This window comes from Oceanobacter sp. ABM4_470, from assembly GCF_056158645.1.
On record NZ_JBSWTR010000001.1, the window covers coordinates 3,672,286 to 3,690,547 of the forward strand.

The 18,262-nt window shown below is 57.6% G+C and carries 13 protein-coding genes; 4 read left to right on the top strand and 9 right to left on the bottom strand.

Annotation, left to right across the window (positions count from 1 at the left end):
* Positions 1-57: 57 nt before the first annotated feature.
* From ACXADJ_RS16255 to argE, 7 genes are all read right to left on the bottom strand, one after another.
* Positions 58-1,518 carry an efflux transporter outer membrane subunit gene (locus ACXADJ_RS16255; protein ID WP_475067850.1) on the bottom strand — a complete coding sequence of 487 codons (1,461 nt, stop codon included), beginning with the start codon at positions 1,516-1,518 and terminating at the stop codon, positions 58-60.
* Positions 1,515-1,739: a hypothetical protein gene (locus ACXADJ_RS16260; protein ID WP_475067853.1), complete on the bottom strand. Its 225-nt coding sequence runs from the start codon at positions 1,737-1,739 to the stop codon at positions 1,515-1,517. Before ACXADJ_RS16260 ends, ACXADJ_RS16255 begins: the two co-directional genes overlap by 4 nt.
* Positions 1,740-1,756: 17 nt before the next feature.
* Positions 1,757-4,918, bottom strand: coding sequence for an efflux RND transporter permease subunit (locus ACXADJ_RS16265; protein ID WP_475067856.1), 3,162 nt, complete (start codon positions 4,916-4,918; stop codon positions 1,757-1,759).
* Positions 4,919-4,921: 3 nt separating this feature from the next.
* Complete coding sequence (locus tag ACXADJ_RS16270) at positions 4,922-6,160, bottom strand: efflux RND transporter periplasmic adaptor subunit (protein WP_475067858.1); 1,239 nt, start codon at positions 6,158-6,160, stop codon at positions 4,922-4,924.
* Positions 6,161-6,529: 369 nt separating this feature from the next.
* Entirely contained in the window at positions 6,530-7,348 is an 819-nt protein-coding gene (locus ACXADJ_RS16275; protein ID WP_475067860.1) for a spermidine synthase, read from the bottom strand.
* A 279-nt stretch (positions 7,349-7,627) separates the two neighbouring features.
* Positions 7,628-8,932: an amino-acid N-acetyltransferase gene (gene argA, locus ACXADJ_RS16280; RefSeq protein WP_475067862.1), complete on the bottom strand. Its 1,305-nt coding sequence runs from the start codon at positions 8,930-8,932 to the stop codon at positions 7,628-7,630.
* A gap of 118 nt (positions 8,933-9,050) precedes the next feature.
* The gene (argE, locus tag ACXADJ_RS16285; protein ID WP_475067864.1) at positions 9,051-10,220 is read right to left on the bottom strand and encodes an acetylornithine deacetylase; all 1,170 of its coding nucleotides are present in this window, start codon (positions 10,218-10,220) and stop codon (positions 9,051-9,053) included.
* A 53-nt stretch (positions 10,221-10,273) separates the two neighbouring features.
* Here argE and ACXADJ_RS16290 point away from each other — a divergent pair, with 53 nt between their 5' ends.
* From ACXADJ_RS16290 to ACXADJ_RS16305, 4 genes are all read left to right on the top strand, one after another.
* Positions 10,274-11,533, top strand: coding sequence for a CYTH domain-containing protein (locus tag ACXADJ_RS16290; protein WP_475067866.1), 1,260 nt, complete (start codon positions 10,274-10,276; stop codon positions 11,531-11,533).
* Positions 11,534-11,576: 43 nt separating this feature from the next.
* A complete protein-coding gene (gene tfpB / locus ACXADJ_RS16295) occupies positions 11,577-13,349 on the top strand; it encodes a type IV pilus assembly ATPase TfpB (protein WP_475067868.1) in 1,773 nt (590 codons plus the stop codon).
* 116 nt (positions 13,350-13,465) lie between these two features.
* Positions 13,466-13,981: a hypothetical protein gene (locus ACXADJ_RS16300; protein WP_051218794.1), complete on the top strand. Its 516-nt coding sequence runs from the start codon at positions 13,466-13,468 to the stop codon at positions 13,979-13,981.
* A 201-nt stretch (positions 13,982-14,182) separates the two neighbouring features.
* Positions 14,183-15,829 (top strand): hypothetical protein, encoded by a 1,647-nt coding sequence (locus ACXADJ_RS16305; protein WP_475067870.1) that lies wholly within the window; start codon positions 14,183-14,185, stop codon positions 15,827-15,829.
* Between the two features lie 491 nt (positions 15,830-16,320).
* Here the strand turns inward: ACXADJ_RS16305 and lpxL are convergent, their stop codons facing one another.
* Positions 16,321-17,250 carry an LpxL/LpxP family Kdo(2)-lipid IV(A) lauroyl/palmitoleoyl acyltransferase gene (gene lpxL, locus ACXADJ_RS16310; protein ID WP_475067872.1) on the bottom strand — a complete coding sequence of 310 codons (930 nt, stop codon included), beginning with the start codon at positions 17,248-17,250 and terminating at the stop codon, positions 16,321-16,323.
* 40 nt (positions 17,251-17,290) lie between these two features.
* Positions 17,291-18,259, bottom strand: a complete 969-nt coding sequence (rfaD, locus tag ACXADJ_RS16315) for an ADP-glyceromanno-heptose 6-epimerase (RefSeq protein ID WP_475067874.1) — start codon at positions 18,257-18,259, stop codon at positions 17,291-17,293.
* Positions 18,260-18,262: the final 3 nt, after the last annotated feature.

Consider the following 18,262-nt stretch of genomic DNA (forward strand, 5'->3'; position numbering starts at 1 on the left):
CGAGATGGCGGCGCTGGCAATGCCTTCCCAAGGGGCGCTTACCCCACTGCTGATCGCTTATTGCTGATCGTCAGCAGGCTCTTCAATCGACTGTTCAGTCTGATACTCCGGCTCTGCCAAGCCACCACCTAACACCCGATACAGGGTGATGCGGTTTTGCAGCTCTTCCAGTTGCGCACTGATCAGGCTTTGCTGGGCCGAGTAGAAGGTGCGTTCGCTGGTCAGTGTGTCCTGAAAGCTGTCGACACCGGCTTCGTAGCGTTTCATCGACAGTTCATAGCTACGACCGGCAGCGTCGGCGTAATCCACCTGGGCGTTGAGCTGGTCCTGCATGGTTGCCCGACGGGACAGTGCATCCGCCGCTTCCTGAAAAGCGGTCTGAATGGTGTATTCGTAGGTCGCCAGATACGACTGCTGGGTGGCCTTGGCGGCATCCAGATCGGCGTCCTTACCGCCCCAGTCGAAGATATTCATGCTCAGGCTCGGTGCCACCGTCCAGATGGTGGATGCGCCACCAGAAAACAGGTTCGACAGCGCGCTGCTGGCAATACCACCGGTGGTGGTCAGGGTCAGCGACGGGAAGTAGGCCGCACGAGCCACACCAATATTGGCATTGGCAGACTTCAGATCATGCTCGGCAGACAGTACGTCCGGGCGCAGCAACAAGACATCAGACGTCAAACCCACCGGAATCTCGGCAACCAGCTGTTCAGTAGTAGGCAGAGTGCTTGGCAGCAGTGATTCATCCAGCGTCGAGCCTACCAGCAACCAGAGCGCATTTTTGTCCTGCGCTACCTGATTGGTGTAGCTGGCAATGTCTGCCCGGGCACTGTGGTACGTGGTTTCCGCAGACACCAGATCAACGCGGGAGTCGACCCCCAGATCCAGCCGCTTGGCGGTGATGTCCATCGCCCGCTTGGCGTTCTCGGCGGTTTCTTGTGCCAGTTTCAGCAGGTTCTGGTCGGACGCCAGAGTCAGCCAGGCGTTGGCGGTTTCGGCTATCAGGCTGATGCGTGCCGCTCGGGCGGTTTCGGCGCTGGCATAGTAGCTTTCCAGCTCGGCCTCGGTGAGGTCGCGATTCTTGCCGAACAGGTCGATCTCGTAGGAGCTGAGGCCACCACTGGCTTCCCAGCTGCTGCTGACGCTGCCGTTGGAACGCGAGCGGGAACCACTGATACCGGCATCGATGGCTGGAAACTGATCAGCAGATTGCACCCGGTAGGCAGCGCGGGCGGCTGCGACATCGGCGATGGTGGCGCGCAGGTCGCGGTTATTGGCCAACGCCAGCGCAATGACCTGCTCCAGTCGCTCATCCTTGATGAAATCCTGCCATGGCAATTCGCGGGCGGATTTGAGGTTATCCACAGAGTTCTGGCCGTCGATGTCTGCACTTGGCAGGTTATCGGGTACTGGTGCATCCGGGCGTTGGTAGTCCGGTGCCATGCTGGCGCAACCGGCAAACAGCAGTGACAGGCTCAATGTGGCAATACGGAGACCCGGTAATACAATCTGGCTCATGGGCGCGGCTCCTGATGTTGACCGTTGCCACCATCGTGACCACCGCCATGACCTGAATTACCGCCGTGATTGCCAGAAGCATCACCACCATGACCGCTGTGGCCTGCACCACCGCCGTGTGGACCATGGCCAAACGGGAAGAAGGCACAGCCTGCGGAAGTGGCGGTTGCAGCGACCAGCATCAGGCTCAGAAACAAACGTTTGGTGTTGGAAATATTCATCAAATTGCTCCTTCGTCTCAGGCCTGTTGAACCGGATCAGTGGTGGTTGTGTTGTCGTCGTCGTCTTCATCATGGCGCTTGCGGGCCGGGAACAGGCCGCGCACCAGAACGAAGAACAGCGGTACAAAGAAGATCGCCAGTACGGTGGCAGTGAAGGTACCACCGACGATACCGGTACCAATCGAGATACGGCTGTTAGCGCCAGCGCCGCTCGACAGCGCCAGTGGCAAGGTACCGAAGATAAACGCCAGCGAGGTCATCAGAATCGGGCGTAAGCGCATAAAGGCTGCTTCTACCGCTGATTCAATCAGGCCTTTGCCTTTCATGTAGAAGTCTTCTGCGAATTCCACAATCAGAATGGCGTTCTTGGAAGCCAGACCAATGGTGGTCAACAGTGCTACCTGAAAGTAGATGTCGTTTTCCAGACCTCGGAACGTGGCTGCCAGCACCGCACCCAGTACGCCCAGAGGCACCACCAGAATCACCGCAAACGGTACCGACCAGCTTTCATACAGGGCGGCCAACGCCAGGAACACCACCAGAATCGAAATACCGTACAGCATGGTGGATTGACCACCGGCCAGGCGTTCCTGATAGGACAAGCCGCTCCAGGAGCCGGTGACACCTTCACCAAGGTCATTGGTGAGTGCTTCCATCTCATCCATAGCGTCGCCGGAACTCATGCCGTTGGCGGCCGAACCCTGAATTTCATAAGACGCCAGACCGTTGTAGCGGCTGAGGGTCTGTGGGCCGGAATCCCAGCTGACAGAGGCGAAGGAAGAGAACGGCGTCATTTCGTTATCACCACCACGAACGAACCAGTACTGCAGGTCGTCTGGCTTGGAGCGATATTCACCGGCACCTTGCACGTACACCTTCTTGACCCGGCCGTTGTCGATAAAGTCATTCACATAGCTGCCTGCCCAGGCGGTCGACAGGGTGCTGGAAACATCCGACAGACCAACATCCAGTGATACTGCCTTGGCTTGATCAATGTTGACGCGCAACTGCGGCGTATCGCTCAGTGAGCCCATGCGCATGCCGGTGACCTTGTCGCTTTGCTGAGCGTTTTGCATCAGCTGATTCTTGAACTGCAGCAGTTCGTCACGGCTGGTGCCGGCGGTGGCTTGCAGCTCGTAGGTGAAGCCGTTGCTCTGGCCCATGCCATGAATCGCGGGTGGCGACATGGCGAAGAAGCTGGCGTCACGAATCGACGACAGGTTCATGGTGGCGCGGTTGGAAATGGCGCTGGCAGAGTCTTCTTCGGCGGTACGCTCATCCCAGTCTTTCAGGGAAACGAACGCCATACCGGTATTCTGGCCGGTACCCGAGAAGCTGAAACCGGAAATGGTGAAAACGTTGTTGACGTTGTCTTTCTCGTTGTTGAGGTAGTAATCCTCGATCTCGCGGGCAACGTCGGAGGTACGTTTCAGAGAGGCACCGGTTGGCAGGTTGAACATCGCCATGGTTTCGGCCTGGTCTTCAGAAGGCAGGAAGCCGGTTGGCAGCTGCACCAGTGAGTAACCCAGAACACCAACAATGGCGCCGTAGACGATCATCCAGCGCAGTGGCTTGCGCACAAAGCTGGCCACACCGCCCTGATACTTGTTGGTCATGGCGTCGAACTTGCGGTTGAACCAGCCAAAGAAGCCACGCTGTTGGCCGTGTTCACCGGAACCTGCTTTAAGCAGCGTGGCACACAGGGTCGGCGTCAGTGTCAGGGCCACAATCACCGACAGGATCATCGACGACACGATGGTCACCGAGAACTGACGATAGATCACCCCGGTAGAACCACCGAAGAAAGCCATCGGCAGGAATACCGCCGACAGTACCACGGCGATACCAACCAGTGCCGAGCTGATTTCCTTCATTGATTCGATGGTTGCCTTACGGGCCGACAAGCCTTTCTCGGCCATCACCCGCTCGACGTTTTCGACCACCACGATGGCGTCGTCCACCAACAAACCAATCGACAGCACCAGTGCCAGCATGGTCAGGGTGTTGATGGAGTAGTCGAAGATTTCCAGTACCCCGAAGGTGCCCAGCAATACCACGGGTACGGCGACGGCAGGTACCAGCGTGGCGCGCCAGCTACCGAGGAACAGGTAGATCACCGCGATCACCAGAATGATGGCTTCAAACAGGGTGTGTTCCACTTCTTCAATGGAGATCTTGATGAAGTCGGTGGAGTCTTTCGGGTAAGCGATATCCCAGCCGTCAGGCAGGTTCTTCTTGATGTCGGCGAACGCTTCTTTCACTGCGGTGGCGGTATCCAGTGCATTGGCACCGGGAGCCAGCATCACTGCCATACCGGAAGCCGGGTGGCCATTGAGGCGGGCTTCGTAGCTGTAGCTTTCACTGCCGCGTTCGACTTCAGCCACATCGCCCAGGGTTACCAGCGCGCCGCTGCTGTCGCTTTTCAGAATGATGTCGCGGAATTGATCGGCGGTTTGCAGCATCGATTGCGCAGTGACGGTGGCGTTCAGTTCCTGCCAGTCCGGTGCTGGCTGGGCGCCGATATTACCGGCAGCAATCTGGGTGTTCTGGGCTTGAATGGCGGAGGTGACATCGGAGGTCATCAGGTCGTAGTTGGCCAATTTGACCGGGTCGAGCCAGATACGCATGGCATATTCGGCACCAAACACCTGAGTACTGCCGACACCGGTAATACGAGCAATGCTGTCCTGCAGGTTGGAGGCGATGTAGTCGGAGATGTCGTAGCCTTCGGCCTGATCGTTCTTGTCATAGATGGAAGCGATTAGCAGGAACGAGGTTTGGGAGGACTCAACGGTGACGCCGTTATCCTGCACTGCGTCGGGCAGGCGCGAGGTAATCTGCGAGACCTTGTTCTGTACCTGAACCTGGGCAATGTCCGGGTCGGTACCTTGCTCAAAGGTCACATTGATGCTGGCAGAACCTGAGGACGAGCTGGAGGAGCTGAAGTACAACAGGCCATCGAGGCCGGTCAGCTGCTGTTCAATGATCTGGGTAACGCTGTTTTCAACGGTTTCTGCCGAGGCACCGGTGTAGGTGGCACTGATGCGTACGGTCGGCGGCGCAACGTCCGGATACTGGGCGATCGGCAGCGACAGGATCGACTGCAAACCAAACAGCATGATGATGATCGAGATCACCCATGCAAAGACGGGTCGATTGATAAAGAAATTGGCGATCATGACTTAGCCTTCTCCCGCAACCTGATTAACGGAAGACTCGTCACTTGCCAGTGAGGGGGCCTGATCGTCGTTTTGACCCGTAATCCCGAGTTTGATCGAGCCATCTTTCTGCACGCTCACTTTTACAGGCTTCACTTCGGCGCCTTCGGATACCTTGCTGGTACCTTCCACAATCAGCTTGTCACCGGATTCAAGGCCCGAGGAAATCAACCACTGATTCTTGATGGCGCGGTCGGTTTTGACGGTACGTTTCTCAACCTTGTTGTTGGCGTCTACCACCAGTGCGGTGGCGTTGCCCATGGAGTCGTGGGCGATGCCCTGCTGCGGTACCAGAATAGCGTTCTGGTTGACGGCGTCTTCCACCACGGCACGCACAAACATGCCCGGCAGTAGCACGCCATCCGGGTTCGGGAATTCAGCGCGCAGGGTAACGGAGCCGGTGTCTTCATCGACGGCCACTTCGCGGACTTTCATCTTGCCCTGATAGTCGTAGGTCGAACCGTCTTCCAATACCAGGCTGACGTCGGCGTTGCCGCCTTCAATACCGGACTGCTTCAGCAGCTTACGCAGTTTCAGCTGGTCGCTGGAGGACTGGGTCATATCGACGTACATAGGGTCCATGGTGCTGATGGTGGCCAGCGCGGTATCTTGCGAGGCGGAGACCAATGCTCCCGGCGTTACGGAAGACAAACCAATGCGGCCGGAAATCGGTGCGCTGACCTTGGTGTAACCAAGATTGATTTGAGCGGTTTGCAGCGCCGCCTTGGCGCTTTCGAGGTCGGCTTGGGCTTCCAGCCAGCTGGCGTGGGCGTCATCGGCTTCCTGTTGCGAGATGCCCTGAATCTTTACCAGCCCCGCATAACGTTCGTCAGTCAGACGGGCCGACTCCAGCGAAGCCTCGGCACTTTTCAGGGTCGCTTTGGCGGTTTGCAGGTCAGCCTGATAGGTGGCCGGATCAATCTGATACAACACATCACCGGCTTGCACTTCGCTGCCTTCTTCAAACAGTCGCTGCTTGACGATGCCACCGACCTGAGGGCGAATTTCGGAACTTTTCGACGCTACCGTGCGGCCTTTCAGCTCACTGGTAAGACTGACGCTTTGGGGCTGGATTTCAACGTAGCTGACTTCGGTAGCCGGGCGCGCCTGTTGGGCGGCGGCGGAATCCGCAGATTCCGATTGGCAGCCCGCCAGCGCTGTGACAACAGCAAGACCGGCGATGGAACGGATGAGGGCTTTCATTGGGCAGGTCCTCTGTCGATGGGGGCAAAAATTGGGTGGTACAAATAACCGGGATTGGTTTCTTTTTTGAAACAAATTGTCATCAAAAATGGGTTATTTGCCGATATTATGGTTTGATTGTTGCTGTTTTGTGGTTAAAAACGGGTTAACGCGATGTTAACTCTGGTTGCCTCTGCGTTTGCAACGGACGGCCATTGGGGAAGAGGAAATCCGCGATCCGTCGCCGCTGAAACGCCCTCTGGCAGGGCGTTTGCGCCTGATTTTCAAGTGTACTCAGAGTGTTCTACAGACCCGTTGCAAAGGCAAAAATACGACAGCAATTTGTCAGTGATTGTCAGTTTCCGAGATGGAAACCAGCAGCGCCGATGATCAAAGCGATTTCGGCCGTTTCTGGCGGTGCTTGAAGAACGGCCGAGCGCTTTGCCAGAGATTAAAGCCGACGCTGGCAGACCAATGTTTGGCTTGCTGTTTTGCGTCGGACTCCGTCAGCGTGGCAGATGTTCCATCGGCATGGTCGACACTGTCGGCTTTGCGGGCCCAGACGATCCAGTTGCCGTCTTTGGTGGTGGCGTGCAGTACCTGATCGAATTGGCGCTTCAGGTGATTCAGCCAGTCGGCCTGATCACGGTGTTCGCGCCACAGGTTCAGCACCAGCCAGCCCGCTGGCTTGAGGTGGCGATGACAGCGATCGAGAAAGTGCGTTTGCAGTTGCTGCTGGTCGAGTCCGTCGGACAAAAACAGGTCCGACATCAGCCAGTCGCACTGGTCTGCTTCGGCGTCGTCGAGCCAAGCACCGGCATCGCCGCTATGGATGTGCAGCCGCGGACTGCGTGGCAGCTGAAAATACTGCCGTGCCACCTGCACCACGGCGGGTCGCAGTTCAGCGACGTTGATATGACAGTCGGGCAGTAGTTCATGCACGGTGTGGGGCAAAGAGCCGCCGCCCAACCCGAGCATGGTCATGCGGCGGGGCGCTTGCTCGCCAAACATCAGCAGGCTGGCCAGCATGGCGCGGCTGTAGTCGTGTTGCAGTTGCAGCGGGTTGTGTTTCAGCTGGCAGCTTTGTTCGTCGGCAGTACCAAAGCTGAGGTAGCGTTTGTTACCGTCGTCGAATACCTGGATCATGCCCCATGCGTCGGAGCGGCGGTGGATTTCAAAATGCAGCAGAAACCATTCACTGGCTTTCATGGATAGCTAACCGTTTTATTGAAAGCACAGGCGTCAATGGTTGCCTCTTGGGGAGAACTTCTCTCCCCGGCGGCCGCCAACCCCTCTGCTTTGCGCTTCCGATTCGCTGATCAATCTTCACTTCGAACGTCTTGCGGGCCGGCCAGATTCGGCATCCATGCCTCAACTGGCCTGAGCGGCCATCCATGGCCTATCGCCCGATGCGTTCTTGTTCAGATTGGCTCATCTTGAGGCGCGTTATGTAATTCCGAAACGCTGATACAGGAATGAAGCAGCCGTTCAGGAAAGGTTTTTCAAAAACACCTTGGAGTTACGCTGGAAGTTGTAGAGCTTCTGGCGTTCTTCCGGCAGGTCAGTCACTGCACCCGCAACAAAGCCCTGTTCTATGAACCAGTGGGCGGTGCGGGTGGTGAGGATAAACAGCTGTTTGTACTGACGGCGACGGGCTTCCTGCTCGACCAGCTCCAGCAACTGACGGCCGCGACTGCCACCCCGATAGCTCGGGTGAACAGCGACACAAGCCAATTCAGCACGGTCTTCGGAGTATGGGTACAGGGCCGCACAGGCGGTGATCATGCCGTCGCGTTCAATCACGTGGAAGCGGCTGATTTCGGTTTCCAGCAGCTCGCGCGAGCGGCGCACCAGAATGCCGGCGTCTTCCAATGGTTTCAGCAGTTCCAGAATGCCACCGACGTCTTCAATGCGGGCAGAGCGCAGCTGGTCGTAGGGGTCCTGGGTCACCATGGTGCCCTTGCCTTCACGGGTGAACAGCTCTTCCAGCATGGCGCCGTCGTTGAGGTAGCTGACCAGGTGGGCACGGGGCACTCCGGCAAGAACGGCTTTCAGCGCCGCTTCGGCATGGTGACGGGCTTCGCCGTCGAATTGGCCGAGGTACTGTTGCAGTTCGCCACAGGTGACTTCATGCAGGGTTTCGCCGTTGTCTGCGAGGCCGTCATGACCGCCCATCAAAATCAGTTTGTCGGCCCGCAGGCTGATTGCTGCTTGCTGGGCAACGTCTTCCACCGCGAGGTTGAACACCTCGCCGGATGGCGAATAGCCCAAACAGGACAGCAGCACCACGTTACCGGCACTGAGCAGGTCCGTAATGGCAGCATGATCAATACGGCGTACTTCGCCGGTGTGCTGGAAGTCGACGCCGTCAATCACGCCCAGAGGCCGTGCAGTCACAAAATTACCACTCACCACCCGCATGCGGGCACCGTGCATCGGCGTATTGGGCAAACCGACCGACATGTGCGATTCAACGTCGGCTTTGACATACCCCACCGCCGCTTTCACGGCCGTCAGCGCCTGGGCATCGGTAATGCGCAGGTCGTTGTGAAACGCGCTTTTGGCTCCCAGTCGTCGCAATGCGGTGTTGATCTGTGGACGGGCGCCATGGATCAGTACCAGACGCACGCCAAGGCTGTTCAGCAGGGCGATGTCTTGTACCACATTGGTGAAATTGGGATGTGCGATGGCGTCGCCTTCAAACATCACCACAAACGTCTTGCCCCGGTGGGCATTGATGTAAGGGGATGACTGGCGAAACCACTGCACATACGCGGTGGTGTCAGTGCTCAACTCGGGTTCTCATGTTGGTGTGGGTTAAAAACTGGCCTGAATTTAATCACGCAGCGTGGTTCGTCACCAGTGTTTGCCACACCGACCGCAAGCCCAGCGGTCGGTGTGATGTGGTTACTCAGCTGGCGTCAACGCAGAAACGCTGAATCAGCGAGCGCAGCAGCTCGACGCAAGGTTCGATCTGGTCGATGGCAATGAACTCATCCACCTGATGGGCCTGATCAATACTGCCCGGCCCCAGCACGATGGTTTCAAAGCCCAGTGCCTGCAAAAACGGCGCTTCGGTGGCAAAGGCGACGGCTTCGCTCTGGTAGCCGGTGAGGCGTTCGGCGGCTTCGACCAACGCGCTGGTTTTGGCGGTTTCGAATGGTTCTACGCCCGGGAACAGGGTTTCCAGTTCAAACTCGACCTTGTTTTGCTCGGCGATCGGGTTCAGTCGCTGACGGATTTGTTCACGTAGATCGTCGTTGCTCATGCCGGGCAGGGCGCGTAAGTCGAACGCCAGTTCGCAGCTGCCACAAATACGGTTGGGGTTATCGCCACCGTGAATACAGCCGAGGTTCAGGGTTGGCACCGACACAGCAAAGTGGGCGTTGCTGTAGTTGCGCTGCAGCTCGCCGCGCAGACTGCGCAATTCGCCAATCACATCGTGCATGGCATCAATACTGTTAATGCCCAGATCCGGGTTGGACGAGTGCCCGGCCTTACCGGTCAGGCGCACGGTTTCCATGATGATGCCCTTGTGCATGCGGATTGGGCGCAAGCTGGTCGGCTCGCCGACGACGGCGTAGCGGCCTTTGACCTTGCCCTGTTCCGCCAGCGCCCGCGCACCGGTCATGGAGCTTTCTTCATCGGCGGTGGCCAGCACCATCAATGGTTGTTTGAAGTCGCCGGCCTTGAACGCCTGTACGGCTTCGATTACCAGCGAGAAAAAGCCCTTCATGTCGCAGGTGCCCAGGCCGTAATACTTGCCATCTCGCTCGGTCAGGGTAAACGGATCGGAGGTCCATTTTTCCGGGTTGCAAGGCACGGTATCGGTGTGGCCGCTAAGCACCAGACCGCCATCGCCCTTACCCATGGTCGCCAGCAGGTTGGCTTTGCCCGGCTCACCGGCAATGGGCAGCACGTCGACCTCGAAGCCGAGGGCCTCAAACCATTGCGCCAGACTGTGGATAACGTCCATATTGCTGCGATCGTACTGCGGCAAGACCGAGCTGATGCTGTTCTGGCTGATCAGGGTGGACATGGATTCGACGATGGAAGGAAGTTTTTTGACAGAAGTCGACATGCGGCACGGACCTTGAGCTTGCGCTCTATGTATGGGGTCACGACAATAGCGCCATGACCTACGAAATCGAACTCAAATTGCGCTTCGAGCCACAACAGGCTGACCTGCTGTGCCAGGCGCTGGATCAGCTGGCTGGCAGCAGCCAGCAATTCACGTTGAATAACAGCTACTATGACACGCCGGATGCGCGACTGTCGCGTGCTGCCTGCGCCCTGCGTATTCGCCAGAAAGGCGACTCGTTTGAGCAAACCCTGAAGACCCGTGGCGACAGCCAGGGCGGCCTTACCCGTCGCCGTGAATGGAACTGGCCGCTGGCTTCGGCGCAGCTCGACGAACAGCGGTTAGGCTCGGACGAGGTGCAGGCCTGCTGGCCACAGGACGTTGCCGTTGCCGATCTGATTCCGCTGTTTGCAACTAACTTCGAGCGTCGTCGTTGGCTGTGGCAGCAAGGTGATCATCGGGTTGAACTGGTGATGGATCGCGGAGCGGTGCTGGCTGCGGAACAGCAGCAACCGTTGTGCGAACTGGAGCTGGAATTGTTGCAGGGCGATGCCGCGTGCCTGTGGCCACTGGCGCAGTCGCTGTGTCAGACGTTGCCGCTGTGGCTCAGTGATATCAGCAAGGCCGAACGTGGCTTTGCGCTGGTTGGCATGGGGCGGGACTGGCAACCCAAAGCCGATGCTGAGTTGCTGGCCGACGCGTGCGATAGCGCCGGGCTACTAACGGCGTTGCAGCACAATTTTGAGCACATTAAACGGGCGCTTGAGCAGAGTCTCTGGCTCGAGCAACCGGCCGTAGCGCATGAAGCCGCACCGGAAACAACACAAGAAGCAGCGGTGAATACCGCAACCGACTCGCTGGCGCTGGCGGCGCTGAAGTTACTGCCACTGAGCCAGCGATTACAGACCCAGCTGGCCAGCGATGGTGCCGTTTCACTGACCAAATTGGGACAGGCGTTGGTTTCTGAACTGCTGGTCATTGCATTGACCGTCAGGTCAGCCGCATCATCTGCTGCGGTTTCCGACACTATGGCCAAAAATGGTGCAGAAAAATTACTGCAGTGGGGAGAATTGTTATTCAATCTTCACACTCAGCCAGCAGAATCCGCTGCCCCGGGGCTGACAGCCGCTGCTCCGACCCTTGATCCCGCGCTGGATCAGTTGGTGCAACAGCTGGCTGCGCTAACATTGGCACAGAATCCGCTGGAAAGCTCAGCCGTTATAGACACTGATACAGAAGCGGATACCGATCGGTTGCCATGGTCGTCAATACAGCAATGGTATGTTGGTATTCAGGCCGCGAACACACCATGATGCCGCCGCTTGACGGCCCGCTTGCAGTCACAGGAGAACATTCATGCAGTCCAGCTCAGATCGACGCCTGACCCTGTCGGGGTTATTGGAGGATATGCGCCGGTCTGCCCTGCTGACGCCGGAAGATTACGAGCAGGCTCTTGGCACCCGTCGACAGGACGGTGAAGCCGACCTGCACCCGCTGACCTTCATTGCCCGCCAGAATCTGGCCGACGCCCGTCAGCCCGGCAAACAGCTGACGGAAGACCGTTTGTGTGAATGGCTGGCAGAGCAACATCAGCAAACGTTTTTTGCCATCGATCCGCTCGAAATTGACGTCAGTGCGGTTACCGACGTGATGTCCTACGCGTTTTCGGAACGCCACCGGATTCTGGCGGTCAAGGTCACCGCCGACGAAGTGTGGGTGGCTTCTGCCGAGCCGCAGGTCAGTGGCTGGATTTCCGACGTTGAGCACGTCTCGCGGCGGATGGTGAAACGGGTGATCAGTTCGCCCAGCGCCATCGAACGCTACCGGGTTGAGTTCTACCAGCTGGCCAATTCGGTCAGTCGGGCCCGTGGAGACCATCAGGGCAGCAGTGCGGTCCAGAATCTGGAATCCATGCTCGACCTTGGCAAGGCGCGGGCGCCGGACGCCAACGACGAGCACATCGTCAACATCGTTGACTGGTTGCTGCAATACGCCTTCGACCAGCGTGCCAGTGATATTCACCTGGAGCCGCGCCGGGACGTTGCCCATGTGCGCTTTCGGATCGACGGGGTACTGCACAATGTGTACGAGTTGCCTGCTCAGGTGGGCAATGCGGTGGTGGCGCGATTGAAGTCGCTGGGACGCATGAACATCGCTGAAAAGCGCAAGCCCCAGGACAGCCGCCTGAAAACCCGCACGCCTGCGGGCGAGGAAGTGGAACTGCGTTTGTCGACCTTGCCGACCGCCTTTGGCGAGAAGATGGTGATGCGTATTTTCGACCCGTCGGTACTGGTGCGCAGCTTTAACGAACTGGGTTTTGGCAAGGAAGACCAGCGCCGCTGGCAGCAAATGGTGGGCAATAACCATGGCATCGTGTTTGTCACCGGTCCAACCGGTTCCGGTAAAACGACCACGCTGTATTCCACTCTCAAGCAGCTGGCAACGCCACAGGTGAACGTCTGCACCATTGAAGATCCGATTGAAATGGTCGAACCGTCGTTTAACCAGATGCAGGTGCAAAGTGGCATCGACCTGACCTTTGCCAGTGGGGTGCGGGCATTACTGCGTCAGGACCCGGATATCATCATGGTGGGTGAGGTACGAGATCTGGAAACGGCCGAAATTGCCGTACAGGCAGCCTTGACCGGCCACCTGGTTTTGTCGACCCTGCACACCAATGATGCGCCGTCGGCGTTTACCCGTTTGCAGGAACTGGGATTGCCCGCCTACCTGATTCGCTCCAGCGTGTTGGGGGTGATGGCGCAGCGTCTGGTGCGGACCCTGTGTCCACATTGCAAACAGAAACAGAAAACCGATGAAAAGGTCTGGAAACAACTGACTGCGCCCTGGTTGGTGAAAACCCCCGAATACGTTTACGTTGCCGGCGGCTGTCTGGAGTGTCGTAACACCGGTTATATGGGCCGTATGGGCATCTACGAAGTGATGCCGATGTCGGAAAGTCTGGAGCCTTTGGTGAACGAAGCGACCGACCAGATCAAGCTGCGTCAGGCAGCAATGAAAGAGGGCATGCACAGTCTGCGACTGAGCGGAGCCCATAAGGTGGCGGCCGGGATGACCACCATCGAAGAAGTCATGCGAGTTGCGCCACTTGGGCGCGGCCATGGCTGAACAACAATGCAAAACGATCATGGTGCCGAGGGCGGTTGTGACTGGCAATTTGTCAATCATGTCGCCTTGGGTACATAGCCACGCTGAAAAGTGGCTACACTTTGAACAATGAGAAAATGACTGAACAGGTAAACACGGTGCAGGCACAGGTTCCCGCCATTATTGATCTCGAAGCGTCCGGCTTTGGTTCTGGCAGCTATCCGATTGAAATCGGCTATGCGCTGGAGGATCGCGTGGTGCACAGCTGTCTGGTGCGCCCGGCACCGGATTGGGTTCACTGGAGCGACGACGCCGAGGCCATGCACGGCATTTCCCGTGAACTGCTGGAACGCGATGGCCTCAGTGCCCGTGAAACCGCACTCAAACTGAACGAAGCCCTGCGTGGCAAAACCCTCTACACCGATGCCTGGAGTTTCGACAGCAGCTGGCTTGGACGGCTGTTTGAAGAAGCCGAGCTGGTGCAGCGGTTCCGGCTTGAAACCATCAACCGGTTGCTGACGCCGGAGCAAATGGAAGCCTGGCACGACACCAAAAAGTCGCTCTGGGACGAAATGAACATTGGCCGTCACCGGGCTGCCAACGACGTTCAGGTACTGCAGGAAACCTTCCTGCGTGTGACCCGTCCGGCCTGATTGGCCCGTCTGGCTCAGCGGGCCGGACAGAGACACCTTTTTTCTCCCTAATACGTCCAATTGTTGTCCATGTCGCTGGTGTTCCAGCGGCAACAGGACTACATTATTTCTCCTGTCCGATTGACGATTCCATGCTGGCCGGGACGCCAAAATTCGCCGCGACAAACCGGTTGGCAGTGACTGCAATTTGTGGAGACAAGCATGGACATCAGCCAGTTACTTCCTCTGGCCCTGCAAGGCGCGACCCTGCTGTGCGTGGTGGTGTTGCTGATTCTGACCAATGCCCGGGTGGGCAAGCTGCAACGCCGTCTGGATGAGCTGTCCAAGGCTCAGCATCAGCATGACAACGAAAGCCGCGACAGCCTTGAAAACATGGTCAGTGAAGTGAAGGATCACTTTGAAGTTAACCTCTCGAACCTCGCCCGTGACAGCGAAGAGATCCGCACCAGCGTACAAGTGAATGGCAACCTGTCCCAGCGTGCGCTGGAATTGCAGGAGCTGGCCTTCAGCGAAGCCACAACCGGCAACACCCGTATCCAGGACTTGTTGTCGGATAATCACCGTCGTCAGCAAAAACTGATCGAAGCCCTCACCCGCGACTCGGTGGCGGCGTTTCGTGAAACCTCCGACAAGGTACGCGACAGCATTCAGGGCAACCTCGCCCATCACAACGACGCACTGATGAAGATGAGCGAATCGGCCCAGCGTATGCTGTCGAACATGAGCGCCCACTTTCATCAGCTCGACAGTGAAGTCGGGGTGCTGAAAAAAGCCATTGCCACGGTGATCAATGGTCAGCGACAAGCCGACCAGATGCTGCCGGACCGGCTCACCGAGGCGCTGGCCCCGGTGGGTGAACAGCAGCTGGTGGCACTGCGCGAGCTTAAGGTGATTTACGAAAAAGCCTTTGAAAACCACACCCTGCTGGACGATGCCGCATTGGTGCTGAACGACCTGCAGCGCTCGTTGCAGTCCCAGCGTCATCAGTTGATGGACATTAACGACAGCACTGGTAAAACCCAGCAGTTGGTCAGCACACTGGAACGCCAGCAGCTGGATATTGATACCTTCCAGCGCCGCCATGAGTCGCTCAGTCAGGAACTGGCTGAGCTGTCCGTGCTGATGCAGCCAATGCTCGATATCACCAGCGAACTGGCGCAGCAGGCCAACCAGCCGGTGGCGGAAACGCCGGTGGCTCCCGTGGTGATGGTGGATGAAGAGCTGAATGCCAGCGTTGATGACCTCAAGGCCACCACACTGGCGATGTCGGACGACTGGCAGAAAGCGTTGGATCATATGTCGGCGCTAATGAAACGCCGTCACGGCGAGCTGAGCCAGCATCTGGATCAGGTACAGGCCAATGTGTCGTCGGAACTGGATTCGCTGCGCCATAACCAGCGTCAGGTGTCCGATGACATGAAAGAACTGCAACGGGTATTGAAGCTGCTGCGAGTGCAGAAAATGGTGGCTGGCGGGGTGCCAGGCCATGTTCAGAGCGTCAGCAAAACCGACGAGGGGCTGCGCATTGAAACCCCGGATTCGGTGCACTATTTGTCCGCTGCCCGGGTGTCGAAAGTGGAAGACAAGGTCAGCGGCCAAACCACGGTGTTTGCCTATGACGACTCCGACGAAAAGCTCAGCTCGGAAACCTTCGAGAATGGGTTGCTGAAGTACCGGGTGCACTACGACATGCAGGGCGCACCGTGCCGCTCATCGGAGTTTGATGCGCGTGGCCGGGAAGTGTTTTTGTTTGAATACAACCCGTTCGGTGAACTGGTCAGTAAGCAGGAAGTGCTGTACGACGCCGCGGGCAAACGCAGTGGCGTCGCTGACGCGGTGCTGGAGTAAGTGCTTTTTATCCACGTGGTTATCTGGCGTGCGGTGTTTTTACCTCTTGGGGAGAGCTTCTCTCCCCGGCGGTAGGCCATCCCCTCCGCTTTGCGCTACCGATTCGCTAATCGTTTGTTGTTTTTGCTCACAACGAACTCGCCCGGATGTGGCATCCATGCCTTAACCGGGCTATCCGGCCATCCATGGCCGTGATGTTCTATTCGCTTTCACAAAAAAACGGCTCATCTTGATGCGCGTTTTTTTGTAGCCGACACGCGGTTTTTCATGGTTCACAGGCTGGTCTTCATTGAGCGCGTAGGTCAGATAAAGACGCGAAGCGGCTGCCATCTGACACAAGCTGATGGGCACGAGTGCCCATCCTATTCTGTGGGAGGCAGCTTGCTGCCGATGGTTTATCGAGAGCAAGCTCTCTCCCTCAATCTTGCCAGACCTCAGAGGCTGCGCGCCCCGCCTAGACCTCGGACTCCAGACTCCAGACTCCAGCCTAATCACTTCTTCTTGTAAAACGACTCGCCTTTTTCAGGTCGCGTCTTGAAGCGGCGGTGCAGCCACAGGTATTGGCTCGGGTGCTGGCGCAGCTGGTTTTCAATAAACTGGTTGGCCAGTTCGGCATCAGCCACTTCGTCGCCACTCGGGATCGGCAACGGGTCGTGGATGGTGACGTCGTAGCTGTTGTCTTCAGCGCGGAAGTAGGTCATCGGCATCACATAGGCCTGACCGGCTTTGGCGATGCGTGAGGTGGCGGTGATGGTCGCCGTTGGAATGCCAAAGAAATCCACAAAGATGCTGTTCTTGCGGCCAAAGTCCTGATCCTGTGCGTACCACAGAATCTGGCCTTTTTTCAGGCAGCGAATAAAGCCACGGATGTCCTTGCGGGTGAAGCAGTCGATGTACAGTCGCGCCCGGCGACGCTCCATCAACCAGTTCATCACCGGGTTATCCTGCGGCCGATAGCTGATGTTGGCAGGCAGCTGGGTAATAAACAGCGCTCCGGCCAAATCCAGCATCGAATAGTGGGCACCCAGCAACAACACGCCTTTGCCTTCTTCCTGGGCCTTGCGCAGTTTGTCGAAGCCGTGAAAGCGGGTGCGGCCAGCCAGATGATCCGGTGCCCGGAACCAGCCAATCAGGGTTTCCATCATGCCCTTGCCGTTGTCGATAAAAATCTGCCGCACCAGCGCAGCGCGCTCGGCGGCGGATTTTTCCGGGAAACACAGATCCATGTTCACTTCGGCAATATGACGGCGGCTGCGCGCCACCTTGTGCAGGATCAGGCCAAGGGTTTTACCAATGGCCATTTGCAGGGCGTACGGCAGGTAGGTGGTGGCGACCAGCAGGCCGACACCAATCCAGTTGGGCCAGTAGCGCGGATGCAGCAGTTGTTTGGGCGGCATTCGGCCTTGTGAGGAGTCTGACATGCGATGGTTTCGTCTGAATGCTCGGGTTGGATGGACTCTCTTACTTGTTCAGCCAGTCCATGTACTGGTACACGCCGGCTTTCACATCGGCAAACTCATCGCTGTAACCGGCTTCGCGCAGGGCCGAGATGTCGGCTTCGGTGAAGCTCTGGTAAGCGCCCTTGAGCTTGTCGGGGAATTCAACGTATTCCTTCGAGGCTTGTGTGCCCTGTTCGCCGTGCCAGCTGATGACGGCATCGGCAACGTCGTTGAAGCTCTGGCAGCGACCGGTGCCAAGGTTGAAAATGCCGGACTTGTCCGGGTTGTTCCAGAACCACAGGTTGACCTTCACCACGTCGCCAACAAAGACGAAGTCGCGGCGTTGTTCACCGGCTTCATAGCCGTCGTAGCCGCCAAACAGCTTGCAGATGCCGTTGTCGTTGATCTGGTTGTTGAAGTGGAACGCCACCGACGCCATGCCGCCTTTGTGCTGTTCACGCGGGCCGTAGACATTGAAGTAGCGGAAACCCACCACCTGGCTCTGGAACAGCTCAGGCTTGCGGGCTTGCAGCTGACGCACGTACTGGTCGAATTGCCACTTGGAGTAGCCGTAGACGTTCAGTGGGTGCTCGTGTTCGCGCTCTTCCTTGAACACCGCGCTGCCACCGTATACCGCCGCGCTGGAGGCGTACAGGTAAGGGATTTTCTTGGCCAGACAGGCGTGCAGCAGGGTTTTGGAGTATTCGTAGTTGTTTTCCATCATGTACTTGCCGTCCCACTCGGTGGTGTCGGAGCAAGCGCCTTCGTGGAAAATCACTTCGACGTCGTCGAGGATGCCGTCGTTGTTGGCGACGCGCTGGATGAAGTCATCCTTGTCGAGGTAGTCGAAAATATCGCAGTCGTTGAGGTTGTAGAACTGGCGACCATTGCTCAGATCGTCGACCACGATGATGTCGGTACGGCCCATGCCGTTCAGGGTTTTGACAATGTTTGCGCCAATAAAGCCTGCGGCACCGGTAACAATGATCATGGA